The organism is Amycolatopsis aidingensis (genome assembly GCF_018885265.1).
Classification (GTDB): Bacteria; Actinomycetota; Actinomycetes; order Mycobacteriales; family Pseudonocardiaceae; genus Amycolatopsis; species Amycolatopsis aidingensis.
In genome coordinates this window covers 4,130,732-4,157,039 of sequence record NZ_CP076538.1, presented here as the reverse complement: position 1 = coordinate 4,157,039, position 26,308 = coordinate 4,130,732, and the positions used below count along the sequence as shown (strand labels likewise).

Below are 26,308 nucleotides of genomic sequence, written 5' to 3'. Positions count from 1 at the left end.
GAGGGAACCTCCTTACCTTGTTTCAGGTCGTGATCCGGCCGGACCGGTTCGCGGCGGCCTGCGAGATGCGATCGAGCATGACGCCGAGCAGCACGATCGCGACGCCCGCCGCGAGGCCCTTGCCGAACAGCTGGCCCTGGGAGAAGCCGGCGACCACGTCGAAGCCGAGCGCGCCCGCGCCGACAAGGCCGCCGACGACCACCATGGACAGCACATAGATCAGGCCCTGGTTGGTGGCCAGGGTCAGCGCCCTGCGCGCCATCGGCAACTGCACCTTGGTGATGGTCTGCCAGGTGCTCGCGCCGGTGGCCGTGGCAGCCTCGACGGTGGTCGCGGGCACCCCGCGGATCCCGTCCGCGACGATCTTGATGGTCACCGGGGCCGCGTACACCACGGCGGCCGCGATGGCGGTGAACCGGGAGGCCGCGAACAGCGCGAGGAAGGGCACGAGGTAGACGAACGGCGGCATGGTCTGCCCGGCGTCCAGTAGCGGCCGGATGATCCGGTCGGCCCTGCCGCTGCGGCCCATCCAGACCCCGACCACCAGGCCGAGCAGCACCACGATCGTGGTGGCGACCAGGGTGGCCGCCAGGGTGATCATGCTGTTCTGCCACAGCCCGGAGCCGATCAGCAGCGCGATGCAGACAATGGACACTAGCACCGCGCGCAGGTTGCCGAGCACGATCGCGATGGCCAGCACCACGCCGGCGACCAGCCACCATGGGGATTGCACCAGCAGCGCCTGCAGCGGGTTGATCAGGGCCTCGGTCACCCCGTTCTTGATCCCGTTCGTGACGGTGACCAGGTTCTCCTTCACCCAGTCGGTGGCGTTCGCCACGGCCAACGCGATGTCGTCGCCGATGCTCACCTCGTCCGGGAACTCCGCGGCCCAGACATAGGTGCGGGAGAACCACACCGCGACCGCGGCGGCGATCCCGCCGCCGAGCAGAGCCGCGGGTCGCAGCCTGGCGGCAAGCCCGCGGGTGGCCAGCCGGGCCCGCTCGGCCCGTCCGCTGGCCGCGGTGGTGACCCGGTCCAGCACGATCGCCAGCACCACGATGGCCAGCCCGCCGTTGAACGCCTGGCCGACCTCGAGCGTGCCCAGTGCGCTCACCACGGTCTTGCCCAGCCCGGGGGCGTCGATCAGTGCGGCGACCGTGACCATCGCCAGCGCCGCCATGATCGTCTGGTTGATGCCGAGCACGATGGTGCGCTTGGCGGCAGGCAGCAGCACCTTGGTCAGGGTCTGCCGCCTGGTTGCGCCGAGTGACTCGCTGGCCTCGACCATCGGCCGTGGCACCGACCGCACGCCATGCGCGGTGAGCCGGATCGTCGGGGGAGCGGCGTAGATCAGCGTGGCGATGGTCGCCGAGGCCGGGCCGATCAGGAAGAACAGCGTCAGCGGCGCGAGGTAGACGAACGGCGGCATCGTCTGCATGAAGTCCAGCACCGGCGTGATGAGCCGGTGGAACCGGTCGGAGAGCCCCGCCGCCATGCCGAGCGGGATCCCGAACAGCAGGGCGATCAGCACCGCGGCCGTGGTCAGCGCCAGGGTGTCCATGCTCTCCTGCCACAGCCCCTGCAACCCGAGGAAGGCCAGGCCGCCCATGGCCAGCAGGGCGACCCGCAGGTTGGCCACCGCATAGGAGACGTAGCCCGCCACGGCGACCACGCCGAGCCAGCCGAGCACCGGGATCGGCGAGCCGTAGGCCGGCCGGGCGAACAGCGACTGGATGAAGGTGACGAACTCGTCGATGACCAGCCGGATCTCGTTGAAGAAGTAGAGGAAGATCGGGTTGCTGTTGCGGTTGGCGCCGATCGCGTCGCGGACCTCATTCAGCCACTCGTGCAGCGAGGTGAGCTGGGCCGGCCCGAGCGCCAGGGTGTGCGTGCCGCGCAGGAACAGCCACAGCAGCAGCCAGCAGGCCAGGATGCCCAGCACGACCAGCCCGCGGCGAGGGTGCCGCGCGGCGGCGCCGACGGTGCTCCTCGCGGCGTCCAGTACCGCCATCACTCCTCGTCCCCCCGGCCGACGACGAGGGTCAGGATCTCCTCGTCGCTGACGATCCCGAGCAGTTCGCCGTCCCGCACGACTTTCACCGGCTTGCCAGCGGTGAGCACGCTGCGGGTCGCCTCCCTGGCGAGGGTGTCCGGCCCGAGTTCGGGGCCGTCCAGCTCGTCGCCCGGCCGCGGCTCGCGCATGATCCACTTGAGGGTGAGCACGTCCGCGCGCGGGACGTCCCGGACGAAGTCGCGGACGTAGTCGTCCGCGGGCGCGCCGACCAGCTCGTCGCCGGTGCCGAGCTGGACCATCTGGCCGTCCCGCATGATCAGGATCCGGTCGCCGAGCTTGAGCGCCTCGGAAAGGTCATGGGTGATGAACACCATGGTCTTGCCGACGGTGCGGTGCAGGTGGATGACCTCGTTCTGCATCTCCCGCCGGATCAGCGGGTCCAGCGCGGAGAACGGCTCGTCGAAGAACAGCACGTCCGGCTCACCGGCCAGCGCCCTGGCCAGTCCGACGCGCTGCTGCATACCGCCGGAGAGCTGGTCGGGGTAGGAGTTGCGGTAGCTGTCCAGGCCGACCAGCTCGATGACCTCGTTCGCGCGCCGCAGCCGCTCCGCCTTGCCGACGCCGCGTACCTCCAGTCCAAAACCGACATTTTCGACGACGCTGCGATGCGGCAACAGTCCGAAGTGCTGGAACACCATGGAGAACTTGTTGCGCCGCAAGGTACGCAGCTGCTTGGCGTCCGCGGCCAGCAGATCCTCGCCTTCGAAGGAGAGCTCGCCCGCAGTGGGCTCGATCAGCCGGGTGAGGCAGCGGACGAGGGTCGACTTGCCCGAACCGGACAGTCCCATCACGACGAACACCTCGCCGGGCGAGACGTCGAAGTCGACCTCCCGCACGGCCGCGGTGCAGCCGGTCCGCTCCATCAGCTCCGGCCGGCTCAGCTCCCGCAGCTCGGCGGAGCGGGGCACCTCGGCGGCTCTGGGGCCGAACACCTTCCACAGGCCGCGTGCCGAGATGACGGGTGCGGCTGCGGGGTCGTCGTCGGTGCTGGGTTGCTGGACAGGGACGGCCAAAGTTCACCTTCTCTGGATCTGCCGTTCGATAACGGCGAATCGGTTGGGTGCCGACGAAGAATCTTATGCGCGGAAGATCGGCGCGCCGCGACGGGGGGTTCCAGCGTAATTTTGCCCACTATTCCGGGTTCCGGCCGTCCCCATGGTCCGGCGATTCGCCTGCGGCCGGGTTTGCCGTCGAAGCGCTGGTCAGAGCCGGAAGTCGGGCCGCGGACGTCGCCGTCGGTAATGCTTTACCGGGTGGCTCGTCACCCGCTCACCGAACAAAAAGGTGGGGGCCACCATACTCGGTGGCCCCCACGGGGAATTTGCGCAAATCGGCTTCTCAGCAGGCTCCCGCGTCTCGCCAGACCGCCCAGGAACCCGGGGCGCCCGGCTCGGCACCGGTGGAGTACCAGGTGGACTCCCACTGATGCCCGTTGTGCGACACCATGTCGCCGGGCGCGTAGCCGGTGCTGGCGTTCCACGGCGAGAGGTCGCCGCAGTCACCGGGGGGCGGCGGAGGCGGCGGGTCGCCACCGCCACCGTCGGTCACCAGAGTCAGCCCGTAGGCGCTCAGGATCTCGTTGACCGGCTGGAAGAAGGTCGTCCCGCCGGAGCTGCAGTTGCCGCTACCGCCGGAGGTGACGCCCTGCGCCTGCTGGCCGGTGAGGTACGCGCCGCCGGAGTCGCCGGGCTCCGCGCACACGGTGGTCCTGGTCATCCCGGTGACCGTGCCCTGCGGGTAGCTGACGCTCTGGTTCTTGGCCTGCACCGTGCCGCAGTGCCAGCCGGTAGTGGAGCCGGACCGGCAGATCGACGAGCCGACCGAGGACTCCTGGGAGCCCGCGACGGTGACGTTGCCGTTGGAGTAGCCGTTCACCACGTTGGTGGGCGTCCAGTTCGAGTTGACCTCGACCCAGGCGTAGTCGCCGCTGCCGGGGAACAGCGAGCCGCGGAAGGTGCCCTGCGCGGCCCGGTTGTGCCCGCTGGTGCTGGTGCCGACGCTGCCGCAGTGGCCCGCGGTGACGAACCCGCCTTCCACCGAGAAGCCGACCGAGCACCGGCCGCCGCTGCCCATGTAGTAGGCGTCGCCGCCGCGGACGTCGTACAGCGGGCGCGGTGTCTCGGGCGACTCGACCAGCCGGACCCAGCTCGGGTCCACCCCGGCCGCCTGGACGAACGACTGTGCCGCGTCCGCCGTGGACGGATGGAACAGCACGACGAGCTCGTTGCCCTTCGGATCCACGTACCAGCCCGGCACCGAGCTCGGCGGTGCGATCCGGTCCAGCTTGGCCTTGACCTGGTTCAGCTGGCCCTCGGTGCGGGCCACCACCCTGGCCTCGGCGCCCGCGGACCGCACCCGGTCGACCTCGGCCGGGTCGGTGGTGGCGACCACGAGGTGGTCGGCGTTCTCGCTGATCCACGCCCCGGCGTAGCTGGCGCCGAGCCGCTGCTCGAGCACCGGCTCCAGCGCGCTGGCCCGGTTCTCCTTGACGATCCGGGTGCGTGCCTGTTCAGCGGTGAGACCGAGGTCGCGTTGCATCGCGGCGAGCATCCCCGGCGCGGCGGTGACCGCGTCGGCCTCGGTCCCGGCGGTCGCGGCCGGTTCGGCCGCCGCCTGTGTCATGGAAAGGGTGGTGACCGCGAGCGCTGCCGCGAAGCACGCTCCGGTCACGCGATTGATCATTCTTCGGTGCATCAGTGATCTCACTCCAGGTGTGCAGGGAATACCACCGGCGCGACAAGGTATAGACCAATTACGGAGCAAGCGACACCGCCAGTCAGTGGCATACACAGCCCCCATCAACCCGCCTGATACCCGTCACGCCGACTGCTGTGAGTGGCCCGTTCCCTGCGAAAATGCAGGGAACGGGCCACTCACAGCAGTTGTCAGCAGGGGCCGAGGTCGGTCCAGACGCCCCATTGGCCGGTGGTGCCGGGCTCCTCGCCCTGGGTCCACCACTTGGCGCGCCACAGGCGGCCGTCGTGCGACACGGTCTCGCCGCCGTTGTAGACCGTGCTTGCCGACCACGGTGGCTCCGTGCAGGCCGGCGGCTGGGTGGTCGAGGTGGGGGTGGTCGGTGTGCTGGTCGGTGGCGTGCCGCCGCCGGACCCGCGCGGGTAGTCCGCGGTGATCGCGTAGGACTGCCCGCCGAAGGTCAAGGTGAAGTTGCCCGGCGTCGCGATCGGCAGGTAGTAGCGGACCTTCAGGGACAGTTCGCCGCCTGCCGGGACGGACTGCCAGTTCGGTACCCGCAGCGAGACATGCTGGAAATCGCCGTCCAACCCGCCCACGTTCGGACCGGAGTGTCCCCGTTCGGTGACCGACAGTCCCATTCCGGACTGGTCGATCATGCTGCCGGGGGCGCTGGTGCCGTAGTCGAACTCGATCGTGGCGCCACCGGGAATGGTCTGATCCGAGTTGTTCGTGATCGTCATGGTCGGGTTGATCGGGTAGTTGTTGTCGCCGAGCGCGAAGTCGGTGAACTCCACGTCGACGTCCAGCACCTCCTCCGGCATCGGCTCGTTCGCCTTGGTGTTGCCGTACGGCGCCGCCCCGCTCAGCTCGGCGTTGAGCGTGTCCAGCAAGGTGGTGCCCATGAAGTACTGGCCCTTGCCGCCGTTCGCGTCCTGGTCGAAGGCGTAGTCCCCGGCCAGCTCCCAGATCATCACGCCGCCGAGGCCCTTGTCCGCGACGTACCGTGCCTTGGCCGCAAGGGACTCCTCGTCCTCCGTGGACAGGAAGACCTTCTTCTGCTCGTTCCACAGCCAGGGTGCGGTCAGCGTGCTGTCGTAGTGCCGGACGTAGTCGCCGGTGATCTGGTTCTTCTCCTCGTTCGGGTCCAGCCCGTAGTCCTCGAGGTAGTCCGGGGTGATGCCTTCCTCGAGGTTCTTGGCATGCCACATCGGGTTCGCTCCGGAGGGGACCTCGTCACCCGCGGCCGTCTCGTCGTGCCACAGGTTGTCGATACCGACCGCGCCGTTCCCGCAAGGGACCTCGGAGCCGACGTTGCCGCCGGTTCCCGGTGGGCACTGGTCCTGGTCGGGCAGCGGAGCCTCGCCCCACAACCCGTTGGTGCCGCCGGAGACGTCCTGCCAGCCGCGGGTGTAGAAGGGTACGCCCAGGTTGATCCGGCCGGCCTGCATGGCACCGCGGAAGTAGTGGTACGCCCAGTCCCCGTTGAGGTGGCCGATGCCGTCGTACACCGGGGTGTCGTAGACGTCCCAGTACTCCAGTTCGTTGTCGTTGCCGTTGTCGTAGAGCGCGGCGTTCGGGCCGACGAACTGGTTCCACGACCCGTGCAGGTCGTAGGTCATCATGTTGGCGAAGTCCAGGTACTCGGTCACCTGATAGGTCTCCGCACCGCGCAGGATCCAGCCGGATGCGGAGACCGCCGCGGTCAGCTCGTAGTACTTGCCGTCCTCGGCGCTCGCCGCGTCCAGCTTCTCCCGCAGCGTCCGCATCAGCGCGACGTAGCCCTCCATCAGCTCGCCCCGGCGCTGGTTGGAGATCCAGTAGTCCTCGGGGTGCCCGGCGTACTGTGCGGACGTGGCGTACTCGTAGTCGATGTCCACCCCATCGAAGCCGTACTCGCGGATGAACTCCACCGCCGAGTCGGCAAAGGTGTCGATCGACTGCTGGCTCTCGGTCAGCTTGTAGAACCCACCGGTCGGGTTCCGCGTGCCGTCCGGTTCCAGGATCCCGCCGGTCTCGGCCCAGCCACCGACCGCGATCAGTGTCTTGACGTCCGGGTTCTGCTTCTTGTACTTGTTCAGCAGGTTGAAGTGCCCCTGGTACGGAAGGGAGGGGTCCATCTCCGCGCCCGGGACGTCAGGCCATTCCATGTCGGTGGCCGGGTTGCCGGGATGGTCCTCCCCTGCGGAGAGCCGGTTCTGCTCGTCGATGTGCCCGAAGGCGTAGTTGATGTGGGTGACCTTGTCCCAGGGGATGTCGCTGGCCAGGTAGGTGGGTGCGCCGTTCTCGCCGGTCCGCCAGCTGGTGAAGTACCCGATCACTCTTCGCGAGTGCCCGGCCCCGAGCTTCTCCCTGCCGTCGGTGTCGTAGACCTCGCAGTACGGAACGTCCACTCCGGACCCGTTGTACAGGCCGTCCGGCCGGCATTCCTCGTGCTCGGCTGCGTGTGATCGGGGCGGGCTGCCGACCAGGGTGAGCAGGGCCGCCACCACGGCGGTGACCACGGCCAGTACCGCCGCGGTGAGGCTTGCCGACCGGTGGGTCAGCAAACCTCTTCGGCGGTCGATCTGGTGCATCATGTAGGGCTCCCAATGTGCGACCGTCAGTTGCCTGGACACTGTGCTCCAATGGTCTGGACCACATGTCCTCTACACCATGGCCCGTCGCCCGGCCCTCGTCCCATAGCAAAGAGCCATAGGGAGCCCTTATGTGCCAGCCAGCAAAAGTCCACAGTGGACTACCTCGCACCAGGCAGGCTCCGGAAGCCCTGAACGTGGCTTTCGCGACGTCAGATGTCCCGATCGTGCCGTTCGCGACGCCTGACGTCCTGATCGCCACGTTCAGGGCGTCTCGGCGGGGGTGAGGCGGTAGAGGGCCGGCCCGGCGGCGAGGATGACGGCAGGGCGGGCGACGTCCGGCGCGGCGGCCGCGCGCCAGCCGGAGGCGGGCCCTGGCACGTCCGGCCGGGGCAGCCCGGTGACCCCGCCACCGACCACCGTGCCGGTGCCGTCCACCACCAGTACGCAGTCCGGTTGCCGCCCTTCCAGCATCGCCCAGCCGGACAGCAGCACACCCCCGGTGACCGGTGCGGTGTCCACCACCCCGCGGCCGGGGGCCGCGGACTCCGGCCCGGGCAGCGGTACCGCGGCCGCCGGGTCGATCCGGTCGCCCAGCTCGCGGCCGCCGCAGCCCAGGGAAAAGTCGTCGGTGAAGGGATACGTGCCCATGGCCCGCGCGGCGGGCCGGACCCCGGGCTGGATCCGCAACTCGCGCAGCGCATCCTCGGCGCCCACTCGCAGGGCGACCGCGGACACCTCCAGCGGCGCGTAGCTGTCCCGCACGGTGCTGGCCTTGGTGCCACCGACGACGTAGGTGACGAAGGAGACGGCCAGTACCAGCGCGACCACCTGGCGCAGCGGCAGCCGGGGGCGGTGCAGCACCAGCAGCGCGAGGGCGGCGCAGGTGGCCAGCGCGGACACGAGTACGTACCGGCTGATCAGCCCGACGTTCCCGCCGGGTACCGGAGCCTCGCTGGTGCGGCCCAGCGCCAGCATCCCGGCCAGCAGCAAGGCGTAACCGCCGAGCCCCACCCAGGCCGCCCCGGCCCGCGCGGCCGGTTCGGCCGGACCGGCCGGCCGTTCCCGGATCGCTGACCATCCGGCCAGCAGCAGTACGGCGGCGGTGGCCCCGCCCGGGATCACCGCGAGCACCGCGACCTCGGCCGACCACAGGCCACCCAGCGACGCACCCAGAACCGAGAGCCTGCCGTGCGGGTCGAGTGCCGAGGTGGCCAGGGACTGTGGCCCGGCGGGCTTGGTGGCGAACCAGAACGCCAGCACGGCGAGTCCGGCACCGGCGGGCAGCAGCGCGGCCACCCGGCCCCGGCCGGTGAGCCAGGCGGTGAGCGCGAGCGCGAACCACACCGGAAAGGCCGCGCCGAAGGACAGGCAGCCCGCCGCCGCGGCGGCGTAGGCCGGCCATGGCCGATCCCGCTGCGCAAGCAGCAGGGCCAGCACCGAGCACAGCACCGCCGGCACCCAGCTGATGCCGTTGGTCGCCTGTGTCCACAGTTCGGCGGCGTGCGAGGACAGGATCAGGAAGGCGAATCCGGCCGTCAAGGCCCATCTTTTACCGGGATCGAGCGTGCCGGGGAGCATCATCCGGAGTAGCACGACGATCAGCCCCGCGAGCGCCACGGTGAACGCGCCCAGCGCGCGATTGTCTCCGCCGAGGATCGCGGCATCGAACCAGAAAAATAACGATGGCAGCACGAATGGCTGGTCGAGGTGATAACCGACCAACGTCGCCGGCGCGAGGGAGCCGTCATCGCCGGTGATCTTGGCTAACACGTGCCAGTAGTCGAGCAGTAGGTGCATCCGCGGGGCGCGGATCGCCTCGGCCGTGGCCAGGGCAAACGGCACCAGCGCGAGCAGGCCGAGCAGCGTGGCCGGGCCGCGTCTCGCCCGGCCGGCCGCGGTTGTGCGCGGCCCCGCCGGGTCGGCGGGCGGATCCAGCACGGTCATCGCGGGAACCTCGGGGACTCGATTTCGGTGGGATCGGCACAATATCGTTACACCGGGGGCGCTGTTCACCGGAATGGTTTTCCGGTGACATACGCGACTTGATCGCCGACTGCTCCGTTCGGCGGTATCTGTCCTCAATGGCCGCAACGTAGTTTTCGGATGCTTTGCTCGCCGGTCCTGCCGGGGCTGCCACAGAGGGGTCATTCGTGCTGATGAGACGGTCTCGTCCTGCCCGCTCGGGGTTCTTACACGCGATCATCGCGGTAGTGGTGTTCGCGCTGGGTCTTTCACTGGTGGTGGGGGTTGCCGCGCCGGAGGGCGCCCGGGCCGAGCCCGGAGGCGGCCGGGTGGAACCGTTGCCGAGCGAACCGGGATCGTCGGTGCGGCCGGAGATGCCCGCGGGCGACTACTCGCGGGAACGGCCCTCGGCGCAACCGGAGAAGATCGCCGATCCGGACGCCGCCGCCCGCCAGCAGAAGCGCGGCAGCGGCTTCGTGCAGGGTGAGTCCAGGGTGGTGGAACGGCACCCCAGCGCGACCATCTTCGCCAACCCGGACGGGACCAAAACCGCCAAGCTGTACCAGGAAGTCGTCAACGTGCCCGGCGAGGACGGCCGGTCCATGGTGCCCGCGGACGCCTCGCTGGAGCGGAAGCACGGCCGGATCAAGCCCAAGGCCGCCGCGGTGCCGATGGAGCTGCCGGCCCGCACCGCGAGCAGCCCGGAGATCCAGGTGCGCTCCGGCGATGGCTCCGGTTCGGCCCGGCTGGAGTTCGAGGGACTCGCCGAGCGGGCCCCGAAGCTGAACGGCGAGGTCGCGCTCTACCCGGATGTCCAGCCCGGGGTGGACCTGGAGCTGCGTACCTCGGCCACCGGGGTGAAGCACACCTTCGTGCTGCACAAGGCGATCGACGATCCGGAATGGACCTTCCGGCTGCACCTGGACGAGGGACTGCGGCCGCGGCAACAGGAGGACGGCCGGATCCTGGTGCACGGGGACAAGGGGCGGGTGGAGTTCACCGTGCCCGCACCGGTGATGTGGGATTCGGCGCAGGACACCCGCTCCGGCGAGTGGCGCAACGGCCCGGTGTCCCAGCGGCTGGAGTCCGACGAGCGTGGCTGGCGGGTGGTGCTGTCCGCCGACCGGGACTGGATCAACGCGCCGGAACGCCAGTTCCCGATCAAGGTCGACCCCGGCCTGCACACGCACACGCTGTATGCCGCGTATGACGCCTTCGTCTCCAGTGCCTTCCCCACCACGAACTACGACGTGTACTGGGAGGACGGCCGCGGCTACCTGAACAAGATCGGGTACTGGCCGGGTGCGGGCCGGAACCAGACCTTCGCGTACTACGACCTGTCGCACGTACGCAACAAGCAGATCATCAAAGCCGAGTGGCACGGCTTCTGGGTGCACTCCAACCTCACCACACCCACCCGGTTCCGGCTGCACGACGTGCCCTGTGCCTGGAACAAGTCGACCATCACCTGGAACAACCGGCCCTGTGTCGGCGGCGCATGGCGGGACAGCACCGGGGTACGGAAGAAGTGGTCCCATGTGGACATTACCGACTGGGTGCGGAACTTCTCCTCCGGTGCCTGGGCCTACCACGGCCTGATGATCGACACCGCCGGGGACGGGCAGGGCTCATGGAAGAAGATGGCCGCTGCCGAGGCCGGTCCGGACGGGGGCGCCTCGGTGGTCACGGTCGACTTCAACGACTGGCCGAGCCAGCCTGCCAACCGGGGCTGCTCGGGTGAGGACTGCCGGTGGCACACCAGGAACTTCCATATCGGCGTCGACGTCACCGACCCGAACTCGGACCCGATGACGGTGCAGTTCTTCCTCTCCGAGGATCCGGACGTGATGAACCGGCACTTCGCCTCGCACCAGGCCGAGGTCGGGGAGGGAGGCACGGTCGCGGACTGGCATACCCCGACCCTGCAGTGGAACAAGCGATATTACTGGCAGGCAAGGGTCCGGGATCCCTATATGCCGGACAACAAATGGAGCTACTCACCGGTCTACAACTTCGCCAGCTACAACGAGACGCCCGGGGTACCCGCGCTACAGGCGCCCCAGGACCGGGCGGTGGTGGCGGACAAGCGCCCGACCCTGAGCGCAGGGACCGTGGATGACGCCGAGAACGACACGGTGCAGTACGAGTTCTCCATCGGTACCGGCGCGGACGGCCGCTCCGGCCTGGTGGCCCAGTCCGGCTGGCTGGACACCCCTTCCTGGCAGGTCCCACCAGGCGTGCTGGAGGACGGGGTGAACTACACCTGGACCGTGCGGTCCAGGGACAAGGGCCCGGACACTCGCAGCCTGTACGCTCCCGCCCGCAAGCTGAAGGTCGACCTGCGGCTCGGCCTGCAGGACGCGGTACCCGGGGACGAGACCGGTCCGGTGAACGTCAACCTCTCCACCGGGAACCTGATCACCACGACCGGTACGCCGCCGATGCACACCGTTGGCGGGGACGTCTCGGTCGACCTGACCTACAACTCGCAGGCCGTGGACGAGACCGGGCTGGTCGGCGAGTACTTCACCGGGGACTCGACCGAGGGTATCGAGAAGGACGAAGAACCGGTGCTGGTGCGCACCGACTCCCAGGTTTCCTTCGACTGGCAGAAGACCTCGCCCTACGACCCGGTGATCGCCAAGGACGGCTTCCGGGTGCGCTGGCAGGGCTACCTCCGGGTGCCCGAGTCCGGTAGCTACCGCTTCGGCGGGGTGCACGACGACGGGCTGCGCATCTGGATCGGGGACGAGAGTGTCTACGACCAGTGGAACACCTGGGTCCCGCTGGACGACCCACCGAAGTTCGACGGTGCCACCGCCAGGCAACTGGAGGCCAACCGGTCGTACCCGATCCGCATCGAGTACCGCGAGGGCGCAGTCTTCGCGCATATGAAACTCTGGGCCGAGAAGGACGGGGGTAGCCCGGTTCCGGTGCCCGCGTCCTGGCTCTCGCCGAACGCGCCCTCGCTACCTCCGGGCTGGTCCATGTCGGTGGGCTCCGACGTGGCAGGCGCCAGCTACACCAAGGCGACGTTCACCGAGAACTCCGTGGTGCTGACCGACGCCTCCGGTGCGGCGCATTCCTACACGAAGAAGTCCGACGGCGGGTACGCGCCGCCGCCAGGGGAGTACGGCACCCTGTCCCGGGACGAGGACGGCAGGCTGACACTGATCGACTCGGATGGCACGACCTTCGTGTTCAACTCCTCCGGAGGACTCGAGTCGATCACCGCGCCGTCCGACGCACGCAAGCCGGCGGCCGCGCGGATGGAATGGTCCACACTGGACACGTCGGCGGTGGTCCCGCGCCTGACGAAGGTCCTCGATCCGGTCTCCGGCAGGGCCATCACCCTGCACTACTCCTCGGGGAACGTGGACACGATGGACCCGGCCTGCGAGCGGGACCCGTGGAGTGCCTACGACTGGCCCGCACCGGCGGGGTATCTCTGTGCCGTGCGCCTGCCGGACGGCGCCACCTCCTCGCTGTACTACCTGAATGGCAAGCTCGGCGCGCTCGGCAACCCGGGCGGCGAGTGGACTCAGTACGGTTTCGGCAGCACGCATCTGCTGGACCAGATGCGGACCCCGCTGTCGATGGACTGGATCATGGCTAGCCCGGCCGACCGCAACAGCACCGCGCCGAACCACCAGTTCGGCTACGACGGCAACCGGCGGGCGATCTGGACGAAGACCCCGGAGCCGAGTGGGTTCACCCAGACCCCCTCGCAGCGGCAGCGCAAGGACTACACCTACGGTCCGGACTGGACCGAGATCGACGTCGCCGGGATGGATCCGGACACCGGCTTCGTCCGCCGGATCACCAAGGACCTCTCCGGCCGGATGCTGACCGACACCGACGCCACCGGGGCGACGACGCACTACACCTGGTGGCACGACGACCAGATGGTCATCAAGAAGGACCCGGCGGGCCGGGTGACGCATATCGTGCACGACTCCCAGGGCAACCCGATGCACGAGTCCGGCCCCGCCCCTGAGCACTGCTTCGGGGAGAACCGGATTCCGCTGGACCCCGCGCCCGAGGGCTGCGAGGACACCCCGCACAAGATCAGCCGGTACGACGAGGGCTACACCGGGCTGTCCGGGACGTGGTGGACGAACCCGCATATGTCCGGGGCCGCCGAGACCTACTCCACCTCGGCGCCGAACACCGACTGGGGTAGCACCCCGCCGGCGCCGGGCATCGACCCGGACGAGTTCTCCGGCCGGATGACCGGGCTGGTGCAGGTGGACGAGGCTGGGGAGTACGTCTTCGGCACCGCCGAGGACGACGTCACCGACGGCATGCGGGTATACGTGGACGACAACCTGGTCGCCAACCGGACCTACGCGCCCAGCGTGGCCGACTCCGGCCCGCTGGCCTACTGGCGCCTCGCCGACACCGACGGCACCCTGCGGGACCATTCCGGCAACGGACGGGAGGGCGCCTACTCCGGCGGGTACACCCAGGAGCGCTCCGGCGCGATGCCGGACGACAACAACCGGGCGGTGGACTTCACCGGCGGCAAGGCCGAGGTCCCGGACGCCGACGCGCTGGACCTGACCGGGCCGATGACGATCGAGCTGTGGGTCAAGCCCCGGCACAACCTCGACGGGAACGGCTGGCACGACCTGATCTCGAAGTACGGCGGGTCGAACAGCGCGGCGATGCCGTTCGAGCTGTCCCTGACGCCGGACCTGAACATGGAGCTGCGCCAGGTCGGCGGCTCGTCGGACTGGCAGTGGCTGAAGTCGGACAAGTCGGTGGTGGCCGACGAATGGAGCCATGTCGCGGTCACCAGGGACGCCGAGAACAACGTGACCTTCTACCTCAACGGGGAGAAGGTCGGCGAGGGTACGTTCGCCGAGTCCGGCGCCGCCAACAGCGCACCGTTGGCGATCGGCCGCCGCCCGGAAGGCGGTACGGCACAGGCGGAACTGGACGAGGTCGCGCTCTACGACCGGGAGCTGCCGGAGAAGGAGATCGCCGGGCACGTCGCGGGCGCCGGCACCGTGAACGACGGGCGGAAACCGATCCAGCTCTCGGCGGGCAAGCACCGGCTGCGGGTGGAGTACCAGCGTTACTCGCTGACCGGTGACCAGACTCGTGCCAGCGACAACCTGAACTTCACCTGGAAGCAGCTCGGCGGTTTCGACTGGACTGTCGTGCCGCGGGAGCAGCTCACCCCGGACTACGGCCTGGTCACCTCGACCACCGAACGGGAGTCCGAGGGCGTGCCCGACAAGCGGATGGTGACCACCTACGGGGAGAACCTGGACCCGGCCTTCGGCATCGTCGAGCGGGCTACGGCCAACCCGGATGGCCTGGCGATGGCGGGCACCGTCACCTACGAGACCCCAGGCGACGGCTTCCTGCGGCGCACGACGCGCACGATGCCCAGCGGGGCGCAGACCAGCTACGGGTACTACGGCGACACCGAAACCAGGGACAATCCGTGTACCGCGGAGGCCGATCCCGTCCTCCAGTCCGGCCTGGTGAAGAAGTCCACCGCGCCGAGCGCGGCCGATGGCACCAACCGGGTGGAGGAGCAGGTGTACGACCTGCTCGGCAGGGCGGTCGCCGATCATCTGGCGGGCGCGGGCTGGGCGTGCACCACCTACGACGCGCGTGGCCGGATCGCCACCAAGACCTACCCGGCGAACTCGGCCGATGGCGAGCGGGTGGTGCGCTACGACTACGCGGTGGACGGTGACCCGCTGACCACCTCGGTCTCCGATCACCACGGCACCGTCACCACGAAGACCAACCTGCTCGGCCAGACCGTCAGCTACACCGACGTGCACGGGGTGCGGACGGAGAAGGAGTACGACCCGATGGGGCGGGTGGCCACCGAGACGGTCGTGCTGCCGGACGCCGCAGACGCGCAGCAGGTCAGCACCTTCGCCTACGACGACGCGGGCAGGCTGCTGTCCACCACCCTGAACGACACCACCCTGGCCACGGCGAGTTACAACCAGGCTGGCGAGCTAGCCTCGGTCGCCTACGCCAACGGCTCCGCGTTGTCGGCGGTCGGAAGGGACGTCGCGGGCCGTGAGACCAGCCGGACCTGGCGCCTCGCCGACGGGACCGAGGTCCGCTCGGCGGTGTCCCGTACCCGCGCGGGGACCGTCGTGGACGAGAGCCTGGCCGGGGTGGATGCCCGGCCCGAAGGCCCGAACTACGCCTACGACAGCGTCGGCCGGATGACCGAGGCCTACCTCAGCGGGCACCACTACCGCTACGACTTCACCTCGGACGCGGCCGCGAGCTGCCCGGAGGGCACCAGGGCGAACGCGGGCCGCAACACCAACCGGGTCGCGCTGGTGGACACGACGGCGTCGGGTACCGCCGAGACCGGCTACTGCTACGACGCCGCGGACCGGTTGCTGGCGACACATGGCGCGCTGGCGGCCGGGTTCGACTACGACGCGGCGGGCAACACGGTGGAGATCACCGAGGGTGGGCACAGTACCTACCTCGGCTGGGACACCGCGGGCCGGAATCTGACCGCCCGCACCACCGGGCCGGAGGCGGCCTCGGTGAGCTACCAGCGGGACGCGATCGACCGGATCACCTCCCGCGGGGTGAGCGAGGGCGACAGCACCGCCATGGTGTTGCAGTGCTATCTCGGCGACAACGACAACGCGGCCGTGACGCTGAGCGCCGACAAGCGGCTGCTGAGCAGGACGGTGTCGCTACCGGGCGGTGTGCTGTACACCCTGCGGACCGGGGCCGGAGAGACCACTACCACCTGGGACCACCCCAGCGTTCGTGGTGACCTGGTGCTGACCAGCGACGGCGAGGGGCGCCAGGACGGGCCGTTGCGGCACTACGGTCCCTACGGCCAGCCGATCGGCGCCGATGGTGCGGTGGATCCGGACGCGGTACCGGACAACCAGCCGGGCGAGATGGACTACGGCTGGCTCGGCGAGCACCAGCGGCCCTACGAGCACGCGGGTTCACTCTCCCTGGTACAGATGGGGGCGCGGCCGTACAGCCCGCTGCTCGGCAGGTTCCTTTCCGTGGATCCGAACCCGGAGGGCTCGGCGAACGCCTACGAGTACGCCGGGGCGAATCCGGTCAACACCACGGACCTGAGCGGCAAGTGCTGGTTGGTGTGCGATATCGCCGAGGGCATCGGCAACGCCGTCGACGAGGCTGCGGGCTGGGTGGCCGACAAGGCCAACGAGTACGGCGACTACATCACCGCCGGGCTGGCCGTCGGGTGCATTGTGGTCTCCGCCGGGGTCTGTGCCGTGGCGGGTGCGGCGGTAGCGGTGACGACTGTCGTCGCGGAAGGGATATCAACCAGGCACAATATCGACTGGGGGAAGGCGGCGGCGAACCTGGCTTCGATCGGTGGCGGCGCCGCGGCCGCCCGGTATGTCGGGGGCAAGGGGGCGTTGAGCCTGCGTAACCGCAAGTCGCCGTTCGTTCGCAAGACCCATACGACGAGATACACGAGAGTGCAGTCGACCCGAATAGACTGGGTGGTCACCAGGGTGAACCTGCTGGTCAACCAGTTCCTGTCCGGCTTGTTCGGCTGGGTCGGCTACGCGTTCACCTGTGCGTTCAAGGGATCGAGGTATTGCTGAACACCGCATCACTGGGGACCAGGAAGGCGACGGTTCGTCGCTGGTTCGAGTTCGGCTTCGGGCTCGTCTGCACGATCTTCATCGGCTTCCTGGTTTTCGGCGGCGCGATCAACGGGCCGCATGCCAGGCTGCCGTTCGGCGAGTACCTCGCGGTGCTGCTGATCGGCTCGGCCGGGCTGTGGTTCATCGGCGCCATCCTGACCTCGAAGACGGTGCTGTTCGAACGCGGCGTGCTGGTGCAGAACTGGTTCAACCGGTACTGGATACCGTGGTCCGAGGTGAGCTCCGTCGAGGTGGATCCCGCGGTGGCACTGGTGCTGCGGGACGGTTCCGAGATCGGCGTTGGGGTGGGCGGCAGCTCGCTGTGGAACGCGCTCTGGGGAAACCGGTACCAACGCCGGGTGCGGGAGCGGATCGAGCAGGTGCGTACCGCCGCGCCGGCGGACCCTCCAGCGGGGGTCACCCACGTCCGGCGGTTCGGGGTCCTGCGGTTCCTCGGCTGGGCCGGATTGTTCTTCGGCATCGCGCTGGCCTTCGGACATCTGTTCTGAGTGGCCTGCCGTTACTGGCTGGGGACGAAGGCGATGCCCAGGGGGTGGGTGGCGATGCCGAAGGCCCATTTCTCCCAGCGGCGGTGGGCGAGTTCGTCGAGCAGGGCGTCCATGCTGATGGCGGCCAGGCGCCGTTGGTCGGTGGTCAGGGCGTGGGTGGAGAGGAACGGGCCGAGGCGGTCGGTCTGTTGCGGGCCGCGCGGCAGGACACCACGGTGGTGGAGTACCAGGCCGACCTGCATGCCAAGTACGTCGCCTTCCGCCGCGACGAGCGGGACGCGGTGGCCGAGTACGGTCTCGCGCTGTTCACCGTGCCCGGCCAGTTGATGGGCGGGCGGGACAACATCACCATCCAGATCGTGCCGTTCACCGCCGGAGCTGTGGGCCATGTCCGGCCCGGCCATCGTGCTCGATTTCGACGACCCCGAGGACCCGTACTCGGTCTACCTCGAATCCGCCGCCGGTGGCGACCTGGTGGACAATGAGCAAGGATGTCGCCGCCTTTCTCGGCGCATTCGAGGACACGGTGGCGGTGGCGTTACCGGCCGCGGAGTCCGCGGCCCGGATACAGGCGGCACTGGACGAGCTGACGAGGGACGATGGACACGCACGAGAGGTGGCGCACGAGTAGCCGCAGCGGTAACGCGAATGAGTGCGTCGAGCTGGCGGTCGGCGTCACGCGGACCAGGACTCGCGACACCAAGAACCGGGACGGCGGAACGTTGACCCTGACCGACCGAACCTACCGGGCCTTCCTCACCACGGTGAAGGACGGCCGGACGGCGGGCTGAGCTCCCGGCGCACCGATCGAGGCGGGGACCCTGGAGCGATCCGGGGTCCCCCGCCTTGGCGCGCGGCAAGCTCGCCTACGGGAACAGCAAACTCGGTTACCGGAACGGCCAACTCGCGTGCATGGATGGCCAACGCGCGGACGTGGGGAGCCAACGCATGCGCGTGGCGGGCCAACGCGCGGATGTGGGCGGCAAACACGACCGGACCGGCGTGTTTGCCGCCCACGCGCACGTGTTGGCTGTTCCCGTGCGGGCGCGGGTCAGCGGCGGCCGACGTGCCGGGCCGCTGCGCTTCCGGCGATGATCACGACCAGTACGGCGAGGCTCCAGCGGCGCTTGCGCTCGGTGGCGTCGGCACGCTGCTCGGCGGCCTGCTGTGCGCGCGGCGGTGACCAGCCGGTCGGCGCGGGTTCGCTCACCGGGGGGCGCGCGGGCGATCGCGGGGGCACCGGCCGCGCCGGTGGCGGGGTGGTTCCCTCCGGTTCCGGAGTGGTCGCGGGCGGGACCACCGGTTCCGGCGCGGCCGGGGTGGTGCTGGTTGGCGCCGGTGGCGCGGGTGACGGCGGTACGGGTGACGGGGGTACCGGCGGTGGGGGAGCCGGGGTCGGTGGCGCGGGCGGCCGCACCACGGGCAGGCAGCCGGTGGCGTCCGAGCTGACCACCGGCGATCCGGCGGACAACTCGGTCGCCGCCGAACCATCCCGCGGCACCCGGTACAACCGGCTGCGCTGCCGGGCCACGTCGGCGGTGACGTAGAGCGCGTCGTCCGGTCCGAGGGTGGCCGCCCCGTAGGCGCTCGCCCGCGGCAGGTGCGGGCCGGGCAGCCGCCGGACCGCACCGCTGCCCGGATCGATGCGTACCACGGCCGCCCGGCCCTTCGGCCTGGTCGACACCCCGTACAGGGCGCCGTCGGCCGGGTCCAGGTCGAAGTCGTGCACCGCGCCGGCGACCGAGGCCGGGCGTAGCGCGGTGCTGCGCAGCACATGCAGGAACGAGGGGCTGTCCGGGTCGATGTCCACCACCTGCAGGCTGCTGCCCCACTTGACATACCAGCGGGTGCCGGAGATCGCGCCGGCGGTGGCCTGCCGGATCGAGACCCACGGCGGCCTGCGCCCGGAATGCCGCAGCGGCCCGTGCTCCCGCACGGTGCCCTCGAGATCGAAGCTCACCACCTGCCCCCGCCGGTGCCAGGAGCCGGGGCGGTACCCGTGCCGTTCCTGCGTCGCGATGCCGTAGCCACGGCCCTGCGCCGGGGAGTACCCGATCGCGTTCACCTCGTACCCGAACCGCCGGATCCGGGTCGCGGTGCCCGCGGGCAGTTCCACCCGGCTTAATGTGGACGGACCGTGCACCGAGCCAGCGTGCACCCGCAGGATGGCACAGCCCGGCGCGGCCCGGGCCGGGAGCACCGGCGGGCCGAGCAGGAGTACCAGCAGGACGGTGGCCAGCAGCGCAGGGCCGCGGTGCCGGTGGCGAGGCCGGGCAGCCGTCATGGTGCCTGACGCAACCGTTCGAGCGCGGCCTCGAACGCCTCGGGCTCCACTCTGGCCGCGCCGCCGAACGGGTTCTGCAGCTGGTGGATGGCGAACAGCAGCAGCGCGATCGTGCCGGCCAGCGTGGACACGATCACCACATGGGTCATCATCTTGGTACCGCCGAACAGGTTGGGCAGCAGCATGGCGATCACTCCGCCGAGCACCAGCGCGAACCACACCACCGCGCCGACATCACCGTGTACCAGCCTGGTGATCCGTTCCTCTCGTGCCTGGTAGGTCGCCAGCACCTGGCGCACCGCCTCGGACTTCTGGGTGGCGTAGTACTCCTCGTCGGTTTCGATCGCAGCGTCGTTGATGGTGTGGTGCAGTTGCTGCAACTGGGTCCACCCAGGCCCTGTGACCTCGTCCCCGGCCCGCATCTGCGGCCATTCCTGCCGGATCACCGTTTCCAGGTAGGACTCGCTGATCTCCCGGACCCGCTGGCTCGCCTGTTCGGACAGCGAGTCGGCGGCCCACACCACCGCGATCACGCTGCCCGCCTCCTGCCGCAACCCGTCCCGCGCGGCGTGTACCGCGTCGAACAGGGAGATCAGTACGAAGGCCACCAGCACCGCGTGCAGGCCGCTGATGATGGTGAACACCTGCCCAGCGGCGTCGTTGTTGTCGAGCCTGCCCTCGTCCCGGCCGAACCTGCGCACCAGGTACGCGGTCACGCCGCCGACCACCGCGGCGCCCAGCATCCACAACAGCCCACTGAGATAGATGTTCATTCCGTTCCTTTCCGCGAGCGGGGAGCAGGGAGCGGGGAGCAGAGTCCCGCCCAACCCCAGAACGTGACGCAGCCGATTCCGCACCGCCGCTCGCCACCCGATGTGGTGACGAAGTTAGTGACGGGTGGGCGGCACCGACAAGCGTGCCGGGGACAATTCATCCGAGAGATGAATACGGTTGCTTCGGGTCTCGCCGAAACGGAGCAGTGAAGAATGGTGTACGCCGCGTGGGCGAGGGGTGAGTCGATATGATCTTCACGCGGTTGCCGACCACGCTGCGCCAATCGTGGTCCGTGGCTCGCGACGGCGGGTACGTACCGTCCCTTCCGGACGAACGTCCTCATCGATGTCCGGTTTGCGCAGCTCAGGGCTGTCGGTTCCGGAGGGTATCGGCGACATTCGTCCGCTCGTGTCCACACTGCGCTCGCCGGTGCAAGGTCGGCAGTCGCCCGGTGGCCACCCACCCGGTGGCATGGCGGCCCGCCGGTACAGCGGTCCCAGGTGGACGCCGGGAACGGATCGGTATTTTTACCCGCAAGCCCTGGCATTCGAGTGAGAGTGTGCCGGTACCCGATCGTGTGTTTGTGCCCCGATTTCCGCTTGCTATGTTGAGTTGGCGGTCCCACCGGAACCCTCGGGGGGAAATTGGGCCGACGATCCGGATGTATTGTCGTTAATGATCACTGTTCGATTCGATCAGTGTCGTCTTTGGTCAATCCCGAAAAATGATCTTCTGCTCCGCTCGTATTATTAGGATTGGTGGTGTACGTAGTGACCGTCACTGAGCCGGTGGAGTCCAACGTCGGGGACGAGCGGCCACAGAGCCTCGGCACGGCGGCCGCGCGCAAACTGGCGACGACGACCAAGTCGGTGCCGCAGATGCAGGGCATCTCCTCGCGGTGGCTGCTGAAGATGTTGCCCTGGGTCGAGACGAAGGGTGGCACGTACCGGGTGAACCGCAGGCTCACCTACACCGTCGGCGACGGGCGCGTGACGTTCTCCGCCACGGGCTCCGCGGTACGGGTGATCCCCCAGGAACTGCGCGAGCTGCCGTTGCTGCGCGGGTTCGACGACGAGGAGGTGCTGAGCGCGCTGGCCGACCGGTTCGAGCAACGCGAGTACGAGCCGGGTGACGTGGTGGTGGAGTTCGGCCACCTCTCCGACCAGGCCGTCCTGATCGCACACGGGAAGCTGAGCAGGTACGGTCCCGGCGAGTACGGCGACGAGACCGCGCTGGACGTGCTGGCCGACGGGGACCACTTCGGCGACGAGACCCTGCTGGACCCGCAGAGCATCTGGGACTTCACGGTCAAGGCGACCACCGCGTGCACCGTGCTGGTGCTGCCGCAGCGGGCCTTCGACCAGCTGCTCGAGCAGTCTGGCCAGCTGCGCGAGCACGTGCAGCGGTACCGGGCGAGTCTCAGCTCGGCGCGTAACGACTACGGCGAGGCCGAGGTGGAGGTGGCCTCCGGCCACAGCGGAGAGCCGGATCTTCCGGGGACCTTCGTGGACTACGAGGCGGCGCCGCGGGAGTACGAGCTCAGCGTCGCGCAGACCGTGCTGCGGGTGCACAGCCGGATCGCCGACCTCTACAACCAGCCGATGAACCAGACCGAGCAGCAGCTGCGGCTGACCATCGAGGCCCTGCGCGAGCGGCAGGAGTACGAGATGATCAACAACCGGGAGTTCGGCCTGCTGCACAACGCCGACCTCAAGCAGCGCATCCACACCCGCTCCGGTCCGCCCACTCCGGACGACCTGGACGAGCTGCTGGCCACGGTGTGGAAGGAGCCGACCTTCTTCCTCGCGCACCCGCGCACCATCGCGGCCTTCGGCAGGGAGTGCACCCGCAGTGGGGTCTACCCGCAGAGCGTGGACATCGGCGGGCATATGGTGCCCGCGTGGCGCGGGGTGCCGATGTTCCCGTGCAACAAGATCCCGGTCACCGAGACCCGTACCAGCTCGATCCTGCTGATGCGGGCGGGCGAGGAGAAGCAGGGCGTCGTCGGGCTGCACCAGACCGGGCTGCCGGACGAGTACCAGCCGGGCCTTTCCGTGCGGTTCATGGGCATCAACGAGAAGGCGATCATCTCCTACCTGGTCAGCGCGTACTACTCCACGGCCGTGCTGGTCCCGGACGCGCTCGGCATTCTCGAGCGGGTCGAGATCGGCCGGGCGGGCTGAGCGGCCGCACCTACGGCGTCAGGCGCCGCCGGCGAACGGGCCGGCGCGCTTGACGCTTTCCACAAGGCACAGCGTTCCACGGGCAACAGCACAGATTGGTGGGCTCCATTGTGACGGCGACAACGGAAACGGCCGAGCCGGAAGCGGGCGCTGAGGGCAGGCCACCGCACAGCCTCGGCACGGCGGCCGCGCGGCAGCTGGCGACGACGACCAAGTCGGTGCCGCAGATGCAGGGCATCTCGCCGCGCTGGCTGGTGCGGAAGCTGCCCTGGGTGGAAACCAGGGGTGGCACCTACCGGGTGAACCGCAGGCTCACCTACACCGTCGGTGACGGGACCGTGACCTTCGTGCACACCGGTTCCTCGGTGCGGGTGATCCCGCAGGAACTGCGCGAGCTCGCCCCGCTGCGCGGGTTCGAGGACGAGGACGTGCTGGATGCGCTGGCCGACCGGTTCGAGCAAGAGCAGTTCCAGCCGGGCGAGGTGATCGCCGAGTTCGGGCACCGGGCGGACCGGGTGTACCTGATCGCGCACGGCAAGGTGAACCGCATGGGGGCGGGAGAGTACGGCGACCGCACCGTGCTCGCCACCATGGCCGATGGCGAGCACTTCGGTTCCGCGGTGCTACTGGAGGCGGGAAGCCTGTGGGACTTCACGGTGCAGGCGGTGACCCCGTGCACCGTGCTGGCCCTGCCAAGGGAGCGGTTCGAGGACCTGCTCGGCCAGTCCGAGCGGCTGCGCGAGCATCTGGACCGGGTCCGCGCGCAGCGGCCGGAGCCGCGGAACAAACTCGGTGAGGCGGATATCGCGCTGGCGTCGGGGCACGCCGGGGAGCCGAGCCTGCCCGCGACCTTCGTGGACTACGACGCCGGCCCGCGGGAGTACGAGCTGAGTCTGGCCCAGACCGTGCTGCGGATCCACACCCGCGTGGCCGACCTCTACAACAACCCGATGGACCAGACCGAGCAGCAGCTGCGGCTGACCATTCAGGCCCTGCGTGAACGGCAGGAGCACGAACTGGTCAACAACCCGGAGTTCGGGTTGCTCGCCAACACCGACCCGCGGCAGCGGGTGCAGACCCGCACCGGCCCGCCCACCCCGGACGATATGGACGAACTGCTCAGCAAGCGGCGCAGGTCGGAGTTCTTCTTCGCGCACCCGCGCGCGATCGCCGCGTTCGGCAGGGAATGCACCCGCCGTGGCATCTACCCGCAGGCGCTGGACGTCGGCGGTCACCACGCCATGTCCTGGCGCGGGGTGCCGCTGCTGCCCTGCGACAAGATCCCGGTCACCGATACCGGAACCAGCTCGATCATGGTGATGCGTACCGGAGAGGAGCACGAGGGGGTGATCGGGCTGCACGAGACCGGGCTGCCCGACGAGTACGAGCCAGGGCTGTCGGTGCGGTTCCGGGGCGTGGACAGCAAGGCGATCCTGTCCTATCTGGTCAGCGCGTACTACTCGGCGGCCGTCCTCGTCCCGGACGCGCTCGGCGTACTCGAGCACGTCGAGATCGGCCGGGAAGGCTGAGCCGCTGATGGCCACCCCGGAGGTGATGACCGAGGGCAGGCCGGTGCGGGAGGTACTGTCCGCGAGCCGCGGCCTTGTCGATCCCGCGCTGCGAGCGGCGGTGGACACGCTGCCGTCGGATATGCGGCACATCGCCGGCTACCACCTCGGCTGGTGGGACGAGAACGGGCGGTCATCGGACGAGGCCGCCGGCAAGGCGATCCGGCCGGCCATGGTGCTGTTGGCCGCCGAGGCGATGGGCGGGCGGCCCGCGGACGCGGTACCGGCGGCCGTTGCCGTGGAGCTGGTGCACAACTTCTCGTTGTTGCACGACGATGTGATGGACGGCGACGTCACCCGCCGCCACCGGCCGACGGCCTGGAGCCTGTTCGGGGTCGGGGCGGCGATCCTGGCCGGGGACTCGCTGCTCACCCTCGCGCTGGACGTGCTCGCCCGCAGCGGCCATCCGGCGGCGCAGCAGGGGATCCGGACCCTGGCCACCGCGGTGCAGGAGCTGGTCGGTGGGCAGAGCGCCGACCTGGTCTTCGAAACCCGTTCCGATGTCGGGCTGGCGGAATGCCTGCGGATGGCGGAGGGTAAAACCGGGGCGCTGCTGGGTTGCACCACGGCGCTGGGCGGGTCCTTCGCCGGTGGCCGGCCCGAGCAGGTGGACCGGCTGCGCCGGTTCGGTGCGCAGCTGGGACTGGCCTTCCAGTTCGTCGACGATCTGCTCGGCATCTGGGGCGAGCCCGCTGTGACCGGGAAACCGGTCTACTCGGACCTGCAGAACCGCAAGAAATCCATGCCGGTGGTCGCCGCGCTCACCTCGGACACCCCGCAGGGCGAGGAACTGGCCACCTTGTACTACCGCGAGCAGCCGCTGTCCGGTGCGGAGCTGATCCGCGCCGCGGAACTGATCGACGCGACGGGGGCGCGGGAGTGGAGCCAGGAACAGGCCGACGAGCTGCTTGCGCGGGCACTGCGCGACCTCGCGTCGGCAGGCCCGCGACCACGGGCAGGCGCCGAACTGGAGGCGCTGGCCCGGCTGGTCACCCGGCGCGACCGCTGACCCTATTTCCTTCATCGGAGTGGACGAACATGATCAATGCGGATGATCCTGCCTGGCGCCGGGTCGCCGGGCCGCGCACGGTGCTGCTGGCCGCGCCCCGCTCGTTCTGCGCCGGCGTGGAGCGCGCCATCGACGTGGTCGAGCGGGCGCTGCGGCACTGGGGCGGACCGATCTACGTGCGCAAGCAGATCGTGCACAACACCCACGTGGTCGCCGACCTCGAGGCAAGGGGCGCGGTGTTCGTGGACGAGCTGGACGCCGTCCCGGACGGGGCCACCCTGGTGTTCTCCGCGCACGGTGTCTCGCCTGCGGTGCGGGAGGAGGCCGGGCGGCGCGGGCTGCACGTGATCGACGCGACCTGCCCGCTGGTGACCAAGGTGCACGCGGAGGCGCGCCGGTTCGCGGGCCGCGGCGACACCGTGGTACTGATCGGGCACGCGGGGCACGAGGAGGTCGAGGGAACCCTGGGTGAGGCGCCGGAGCACACCGTGCTGGTGCAGGACGTGGCCGAGGTGGAACACCTGCGGGTGCCCGACCCGAGCCGGGTGTCCTACCTGACCCAGACCACCCTGTCGGTGGACGAGACGGAGGAAGTGATCGCCGCGCTCCGGAAACGGTTCCCGCTGCTGCGCGGTCCCGCCTCGGACGACATCTGCTACGCCACCACCAACCGCCAGGACGCGTTGCGCGGGGTGGCCGCGGAGTCCGATCTGGTGCTGGTGGTCGGCTCGGCCAACTCCTCCAACTCGGTCCGGCTGGTCGAGCTGGCCCAGCGCCAGGGCACCCCGGCCCAGTTGATCGACGACGCGGGCGACATCCGGCCGGACTGGCTGTCCGGAGTGGGCACGGTCGGCCTGACCGCTGGCGCCTCGGCCCCGGAGGGCCTGGTCGACGAGGTGATCGCCGCGCTGGGCGCGCTCGGGCCGGTCACCGTGCACGCGCGGGAGACGACCCGCGAAACCATTCACTTCACCCTGCCCTCGGCGGTGCGGTGAAGAGCCCGCATTTGTGTCCGACGTGTCGATGCTTTCCGGAGGT

16 protein-coding genes are annotated in these 26,308 nt (G+C 69.5%); 8 read left to right on the top strand and 8 right to left on the bottom strand.

The features are described from left to right. Positions 1–22 precede the first annotated feature (22 nt). From KOI47_RS19045 to KOI47_RS19025, 5 genes are all read right to left on the bottom strand, one after another. A complete protein-coding gene (locus KOI47_RS19045) occupies positions 23–2,011 on the bottom strand; it encodes an ABC transporter permease subunit (RefSeq protein WP_216205186.1) in 1,989 nt (662 codons plus the stop codon). Beyond that, positions 2,011–3,087 carry a quaternary amine ABC transporter ATP-binding protein gene (locus KOI47_RS19040; RefSeq protein WP_232376109.1) on the bottom strand — a complete coding sequence of 359 codons (1,077 nt, stop codon included), beginning with the start codon at positions 3,085–3,087 and terminating at the stop codon, positions 2,011–2,013. Before KOI47_RS19040 ends, KOI47_RS19045 begins: the two co-directional genes overlap by 1 nt. A gap of 325 nt (positions 3,088–3,412) precedes the next feature. Beyond that, positions 3,413–4,744, bottom strand: a complete 1,332-nt coding sequence (locus tag KOI47_RS19035; RefSeq protein WP_232376108.1) for an alpha-lytic protease prodomain-containing protein — start codon at positions 4,742–4,744, stop codon at positions 3,413–3,415. A gap of 215 nt (positions 4,745–4,959) precedes the next feature. Then, positions 4,960–7,341, bottom strand: coding sequence for a chitinase C-terminal domain-containing protein (locus tag KOI47_RS19030; RefSeq protein ID WP_216217397.1), 2,382 nt, complete (start codon positions 7,339–7,341; stop codon positions 4,960–4,962). A gap of 264 nt (positions 7,342–7,605) precedes the next feature. Further along, positions 7,606–9,288: a DUF2079 domain-containing protein gene (locus KOI47_RS19025; RefSeq protein WP_216205180.1), complete on the bottom strand. Its 1,683-nt coding sequence runs from the start codon at positions 9,286–9,288 to the stop codon at positions 7,606–7,608. Positions 9,289–9,500: 212 nt separating this feature from the next. Here KOI47_RS19025 and KOI47_RS35725 point away from each other — a divergent pair, with 212 nt between their 5' ends. Continuing rightward, positions 9,501–16,901, top strand: a complete 7,401-nt coding sequence (locus KOI47_RS35725; RefSeq protein WP_232376107.1) for a PA14 domain-containing protein — start codon at positions 9,501–9,503, stop codon at positions 16,899–16,901. Further along, positions 16,895–17,452: a hypothetical protein gene (locus tag KOI47_RS19005; RefSeq protein WP_216205177.1), complete on the top strand. Its 558-nt coding sequence runs from the start codon at positions 16,895–16,897 to the stop codon at positions 17,450–17,452. Before KOI47_RS35725 ends, KOI47_RS19005 begins: the two co-directional genes overlap by 7 nt. Positions 17,453–17,463: 11 nt before the next feature. On the opposite strand, the gene KOI47_RS19000 is transcribed toward KOI47_RS19005, so the two are convergent. Next, the gene (locus KOI47_RS19000) at positions 17,464–17,856 is read right to left on the bottom strand and encodes a hypothetical protein (RefSeq protein ID WP_216205174.1); all 393 of its coding nucleotides are present in this window, start codon (positions 17,854–17,856) and stop codon (positions 17,464–17,466) included. 77 nt (positions 17,857–17,933) lie between these two features. Here KOI47_RS19000 and KOI47_RS18995 point away from each other — a divergent pair, with 77 nt between their 5' ends. Next, positions 17,934–18,083, top strand: coding sequence for a hypothetical protein (locus tag KOI47_RS18995; RefSeq protein WP_216205171.1), 150 nt, complete (start codon positions 17,934–17,936; stop codon positions 18,081–18,083). Then, positions 18,052–18,243 carry a DUF397 domain-containing protein gene (locus tag KOI47_RS18990; protein WP_216205168.1) on the top strand — a complete coding sequence of 64 codons (192 nt, stop codon included), beginning with the start codon at positions 18,052–18,054 and terminating at the stop codon, positions 18,241–18,243. The genes KOI47_RS18995 and KOI47_RS18990 overlap by 32 nt, the downstream gene beginning before the upstream one ends. A 260-nt stretch (positions 18,244–18,503) precedes the next feature. On the opposite strand, the gene KOI47_RS18985 is transcribed toward KOI47_RS18990, so the two are convergent. Then, a complete protein-coding gene (locus KOI47_RS18985) occupies positions 18,504–19,736 on the bottom strand; it encodes a DUF6923 family protein (RefSeq protein ID WP_216205165.1) in 1,233 nt (410 codons plus the stop codon). Further along, positions 19,733–20,509, bottom strand: coding sequence for a bestrophin-like domain (locus tag KOI47_RS18980; protein WP_216205162.1), 777 nt, complete (start codon positions 20,507–20,509; stop codon positions 19,733–19,735). The genes KOI47_RS18985 and KOI47_RS18980 overlap by 4 nt, the downstream gene beginning before the upstream one ends. Before the next feature lie 771 nt (positions 20,510–21,280). Between KOI47_RS18980 and KOI47_RS18975 the strand changes: the two genes are divergently transcribed. The 4 genes from KOI47_RS18975 to KOI47_RS18960 all read left to right on the top strand — a co-directional run bounded on the left by KOI47_RS18975 (position 21,281) and on the right by KOI47_RS18960 (position 26,265). Next, positions 21,281–22,693: a family 2B encapsulin nanocompartment shell protein gene (locus KOI47_RS18975; RefSeq protein WP_216205160.1), complete on the top strand. Its 1,413-nt coding sequence runs from the start codon at positions 21,281–21,283 to the stop codon at positions 22,691–22,693. A gap of 110 nt (positions 22,694–22,803) precedes the next feature. Further along, positions 22,804–24,222, top strand: coding sequence for a family 2B encapsulin nanocompartment shell protein (locus KOI47_RS18970; RefSeq protein WP_232376106.1), 1,419 nt, complete (start codon positions 22,804–22,806; stop codon positions 24,220–24,222). A gap of 7 nt (positions 24,223–24,229) precedes the next feature. Further along, positions 24,230–25,270: a family 2 encapsulin nanocompartment cargo protein polyprenyl transferase gene (locus KOI47_RS18965; protein WP_216205157.1), complete on the top strand. Its 1,041-nt coding sequence runs from the start codon at positions 24,230–24,232 to the stop codon at positions 25,268–25,270. A gap of 29 nt (positions 25,271–25,299) precedes the next feature. Further along, positions 25,300–26,265, top strand: a complete 966-nt coding sequence (locus KOI47_RS18960; protein ID WP_216205155.1) for a 4-hydroxy-3-methylbut-2-enyl diphosphate reductase — start codon at positions 25,300–25,302, stop codon at positions 26,263–26,265. Positions 26,266–26,308: the final 43 nt, after the last annotated feature.